Raw genomic sequence first — 4924 nt, forward strand, 5'->3', positions numbered from 1 at the left:
CGCGGGCCCGGTCGAGGAGGGAGCCCGCCTGGGTGCGGCCGCCGAGCCCGCGGCGCTGCTCGCCCGCTGGCGGACCGGACGGGCGGAGGTGTCGGCCGCGCTCTCCGCCGCCCCGGCCGACGTCCGACTGCCCTGGTTCGGCCCGCCGATGAAGCCCGCCTCGATGGCGACCGCCCGACTGATGGAGACCTGGGCGCACGGCCAGGACGTCGCGGACGCGCTCGGCGTCACCCGCGAGCCCACCGACCGGTTGCGGCACATCGCCCACCTGGGGCTGCGCACCCTGGGCTTCGCCTTCGGTCTGCACGGACTGCCCGCGCCCGAGCGCCCGGTGCGGCTCGAACTGACCGCGCCCGACGGCGGGGCCTGGTCCGTCGGCCCGGCCGGGGCGGAGGACGTGGTGGCCGGCCCGGCCCTGGACTTCTGCCTGCTGGTGACCCAGCGCCGCCACCGGGACGACCTCGCCCTCATCGCCACCGGGCCGGTCGCCACCGCCTGGCTGCCGATCGCCCAGGTCTTCGCCGGGGCGCCGGGCAAGGGGCGGCAGCCCGGGGTGTAGGGCAAGGGGCGGCAGCCCGGGGCGTAGGGCACGCCATCGGGCCCGGGCGCGGCACTGTCGGATCCCCGGGGTTGAATGGCGGGCATGAACGACCTGCTCAGCCGCCTGCCCGCCATCTCCGACCTGCGCGACCGCTGCCGCGCGCTGGCCATCCTCGACGCGATCCTCAGCCCGGACGACTGGGGGTCGCGGTACCACTCCTTCGACGCCTCCTGGGGCGGGGGCGAGGAGATGGCCTCGATGCGCGACGGCGAGGGGGCCGACTGGTTCGTGGTGTTCTCCCCCGTCGGCACGTACGGGCGCGGCTTCGACCATGAGGCGCCCAACGCCCCGGAGCTGCTCACGGCCGTGCCCGAGGAGTTCCGCCGCTTCGCCGAGGAGCCCGCCTTCGGGGACGAGGACGGGCCGACGGTCACCCGCTGCTTCTGGCGCGCGCCGGAGGACGGCGCCTGGCACGGTGCGGCCGCCGAGCGAGGCGCGGAGGGCCTCTTCGAACTGCTGCTGGACGGCTCGGCCGAGGCCTACCGGGCTTGGGCCGAGGAGTACTTCGAACCGGAGCACGAGCTGGACCTCGCCGCGATCGAGCACGTCCTGGCGCTGCGCCCGCTCACCCCGGCCGTGGTGGCGGCGCTCAATCCGGACACCGACCTCGCGGAACTCTCCGAGGACCTCACGGAGATCGGCTACCCGCGGATCTTCGACCTCGCCGACGAGCCCGCCTCCTGACCCCGCTCCCCGGGCGCCCCGCCGGGCCCCGCTCAGAGGCCGACCCGGAGCGGGGTGAGCCGGGTGGCGATCAGGTTGGTGGCGCCCCGGTCGCGCTCGATGTGGCCGTGGACCAGCAGCCCGGCCCGGTCCAGGGCGGTGCGGCGCTGCGACTCCCAGACCGGGCGGTTGCAGATCACGTTGATCAGCCCGGTCTCGTCCTCCAGGCTGAGGAAGAGCACCCCGCCGGCCGTCGGCGGCCGCTGCCGGTGGGTGACCAGGCCGCCGACCACCACCGCCGTGCCCGGCGGGACGCCCGGGAGCTGGGCCGCACAGAGGGCGCCGCCGCGCTCCAGTTGGGTGCGCAGGTGCTGGAGCGGATGGCTGGTGGCGGAGGTGCCGGTGGCCCACAGGTCGGCGATGGTCTCCTCGACCGGGCTCATGCCGGGCAGCTCCGGCGCCTCGGTGCCGGGGGTGGTGCCGGGGATCAGCTCGGCCGAGATCCCGGCGAACGCCCCTGCCGCCCACAGTGCCTGACGTCTCGTCAGCCCGAAGCAGTCGAAGGCGCCCGCCGTCGCCAGCGCCTCCAGGACGGGCCCGGGCAGGCCGGTGCGGCGGGCGAAGTCCTCCAGGCCGGCGTACGGCTGCCCGGCCACGATCGCCTCGGCCTGCGGGGTGCCGATGCCGCGCACCGTCTCCAGGCCGAGCCGGATCGCCGGCTGCGGGCGTCCGGCGGTCAGCGGTGGTTTCGGGGTCGGCCCCCGGTACGGCTCCAGGGTGGGCCGCGCCCCGCTGGCGTTGACGTCCACCCCGCGCACCCGCACGCCGTGCCGCCGGACGTCCGCGACCAGGCTGAGCGGCGAGTAGAAGCCCATCGGCTGGTTGGCCAGCAGGGCGCAGGTGAAGGCCGCCGGGAAGTGGTGCTTCAGCCAGGCGCTGGCGTACACCAGGTAGGCGAAGCTGATCGCGTGGCTCTCCGGGAAGCCGTAGTTGGAGAAGGCCTCGATCTTGCCGTAGACGTCCTCGGCCACCTCGGGCGGGATGCCGCGCTCGGCCATCCCGCCCAGCAGCCGCTCGCGCAGCCGGGCGACCCGTTCGTGCGAGCGCTTGGCGCCCATCGCCTGCCGCAGCCGGTCGGCCTCCGAGGGGGTGAACCCGGCGCAGTCGATGGCGAGTTGCATCATCTGCTCCTGGAACAGCGGCACCCCCAGGGTCTTGCCGAGCGCGTTCTCCATCAGCGGGTGCGGGCAGCCGGCCGGCTCCGCCCCGGCGCGGCGGCGCAGGTACGGGTGGACGGAGCCGCCCTGGATCGGGCCGGGACGGATCAGCGCGACCTCGACCACCAGGTCGTAGAAGTGGTCCGGCTTGAGCCGGGGCAGGGTCGCCATCTGCGCCCGGGACTCGACCTGGAACACGCCGACGGTGTCGGCCCGGCGCAGCATCGCGTACACGCCCGGGTCGTCGTCCGGGATGGTGGCCAGGTCGTAGCGCAGGCCGTGGTGCTCCGCGACCAGGTCGCAGGCGTCGTGCAGGGCGGCGAGCATGCCGAGACCGAGCAGGTCGATCTTCACCAGACCGGCGCCGGCGGTGGACTCCTTGTCCCACTGGAGCACGGAGCGCCCGGGCATCCGGGCCCACTCGGTGGGGCAGATCTCGCCGATCGGCTCCCGGGTGAGCACCATGCCGCCCGAGTGGATGCCCAGGTGGCGGGGCAGGCCGTGGAGCTGGGTGGCGAGCTGGAGCACGTCGGCGGGGATGACGGCGTCCGCGCCGGGGGCGGAACGGAAGTCGGTCTGCCGGCTGAACGCGTCCACCTGCCCCTGCGGGTAGCCGAGCACCCGGGCGGCGTCGCGGATCGCCAGCCGGGGCCGGTAGGTGATCACATTGGCGACCTGGGCGGCGTGCTCGCGCCCGTAGCGGCCGTAGACGTACTGGATGACCTCCTCGCGGCGGCGGTTCTCGATGTCCAGGTCGATGTCGGGCGGCCCGTCCCGGGCGGTGGAGAGGAAGCGTTCGAACAGCAGCTTGTAGTGGACCGGGTCGACGGCGGTGATCCCGAGGGCGTAGCAGACCGCCGAGTTGGCGGCCGAGCCGCGGCCCTGGCACCAGATGTCCCGGCTCCGGCAGAAGTCCACGATGTCGTGCACGATCAGGAAGTAGCCGGCCAGGTCGAGGTCCTCGATCACGTCCAGCTCCTTGGCGAGCTGGCGGCGGGCGGCGGCGTTGCCGGAGCCGAAGCGGGCCGGGCCGCCGGCCGCGACCAGGGCGCGCAGGTGGCCGATCTCGGTCTCGCCCGCGGGGACGGGGAAGCCGGGCAGCTCCGGGTCCAGCCCGGCGAAGTCGAAGGCGCAGGCCCGGCCGAGCTCGGCGGTGGCCCGCTGCACCCCGGGGAAGCGGGCCAGCCGGGCCGCCATCTCACGGCCCGAGCGCAGGTGCGCGGTGCCGGCCGCCCGGGTCCAGCCGGCCGCGTCCTGGAGGGTGCGGCGCTCGTGCAGCGCGGCGAGGCTCTGCGCGAGGCGGCCCTGGGCGGGGCCGGCGTGGTGGGCGTTGGTGGAGGCGACGACGGGGAGTTCGAAGCGGGCGGCGAGCGCGGCGAGGGCGTCGTTGCGCCGGTCGTCGCCGGGCAGCCACTGGTCGATCAGCTCGACGTGGACGTTCTCGCGGCCGAACGCCTCGGTGAGGGTGCGGAGCCGGCGCTCGGCGCTACCGTCTTCGAGGCCTGCCGGGACCCGGCCGAGCCGGCAGCCGGTGAGCACCGCCCAGTGGCCGTCGTGCGCCCCGGCGAGCGCCGCGAGGTCGTACACCGGGTTGCCCTTGGCGCCGCCGGCCAGCTGGGCGGCGGCGATCGCGGCGGAGAGGCGCCGGTAGCCGGCCGGGTCGCGGGCGAGGACCAGCAGGTGCTCGGGGTCGCCTGATTCGTGGCGGAGGGTCAGCTCGGCGCCGAACACGGTGGCCAGGCCCGTGCCCCGGGCCGCCTCGGCGAGCCGGACGGCACCGTACAGGCCGTCGTGGTCGGTGATCGCGAGGGTCTCCACACCCAGCCGGACCGCCTCGGCGACCAGGTCCTCCGGGTCGCTGGCGCCGTCCAGGAAGCTGAAGGCGGAGTGGACGTGCAGTTCGGCCCAGGGTTCGGCCTTCCCGGACCCGCACTCGGACTCGGGCCCGGGCTCCGGGGCCGGGGCGGGGGCCGGGGCCGGTGGCTGCTCCGGGGCGGGGCGGCGCAGCGGGACCACCGTACGGTCCGGCGCCGCGCCGGTCAGCCGGCGGTGCAGCTCGCTCCAGGGGAGGGTGGGGTGGCTGGTGAAGCCCATCGGGGGTTGCCTTCGTCGTTCTCGTGCTCGTCCTGCTCCCCCCTCCTTCTGCTCCCCCTCCTTCTGCTCCTTCTCCTTCCTGGTCCCGGGACCGCTAGTCGTAGCCGGCCTCCAGGTACCAGGCACCCCCCTCCACGGTGAGCAGCAGCGCCCGGCCGCCGCCCACCACGACCTGGAACCGCGCCCGGCGCCGGGCCAGCGACTGGTCCCACCAGTACTCGACCGCCGGCCAGGGCCCGGTCCAGCCGTCCACCCGCTCCTCCCGGCCCCGGACCACGACCAGGGCCGGCCGGGCCGACACCCCCGCCCGGCCGTCCACCGTGACCGGCCGCCCGGCCCCGTCCAGCAC

At 75.7% G+C, this 4924-nt stretch carries 3 protein-coding genes and 1 pseudogene; 2 read left to right on the forward strand and 2 right to left on the reverse strand.

What is annotated here, in order from left to right; all coding sequences use genetic code 11:
* A partial coding sequence (locus KS423_RS38355; RefSeq protein ID WP_224284361.1) for a TIGR03084 family metal-binding protein occupies positions 1 to 559 on the forward strand: 559 nt, incomplete at its 5' end.
* Between the two features lie 84 nt (positions 560 to 643).
* Positions 644 to 1285 carry a hypothetical protein gene (locus tag KS423_RS38360; RefSeq protein WP_224284362.1) on the forward strand — a complete coding sequence of 214 codons (642 nt, stop codon included), beginning with the start codon at positions 644 to 646 and terminating at the stop codon, positions 1283 to 1285.
* A 32-nt stretch (positions 1286 to 1317) separates the two neighbouring features.
* Here KS423_RS38360 and KS423_RS38365 read toward each other — a convergent pair whose 3' ends face one another.
* Positions 1318 to 4575 carry an error-prone DNA polymerase gene (locus KS423_RS38365; protein ID WP_224284363.1) on the reverse strand — a complete coding sequence of 1086 codons (3258 nt, stop codon included), beginning with the start codon at positions 4573 to 4575 and terminating at the stop codon, positions 1318 to 1320.
* A 94-nt stretch (positions 4576 to 4669) separates the two neighbouring features.
* Positions 4670 to 4924, reverse strand: a pseudogene (locus KS423_RS38370) (DNA polymerase Y family protein); the annotation flags it as partial.

Origin of the sequence: Streptomyces sp. LS1784 (genome assembly GCF_020103755.1) — a bacterium.
Taxonomy (GTDB): Bacteria; Actinomycetota; Actinomycetes; order Streptomycetales; family Streptomycetaceae; genus Kitasatospora.

Excerpts from the sequence above, each read along its gene's own strand:
- KS423_RS38365 (WP_224284363.1), bottom strand. The coding sequence starts at position 4,575 with ATGGGCTTCACCAGCCACCCCACCCTCCCCTGGAGCGAGCTGCACCGC.
- KS423_RS38360 (WP_224284362.1), top strand. The coding sequence starts at position 644 with ATGAACGACCTGCTCAGCCGCCTGCCCGCCATCTCCGACCTGCGCGAC.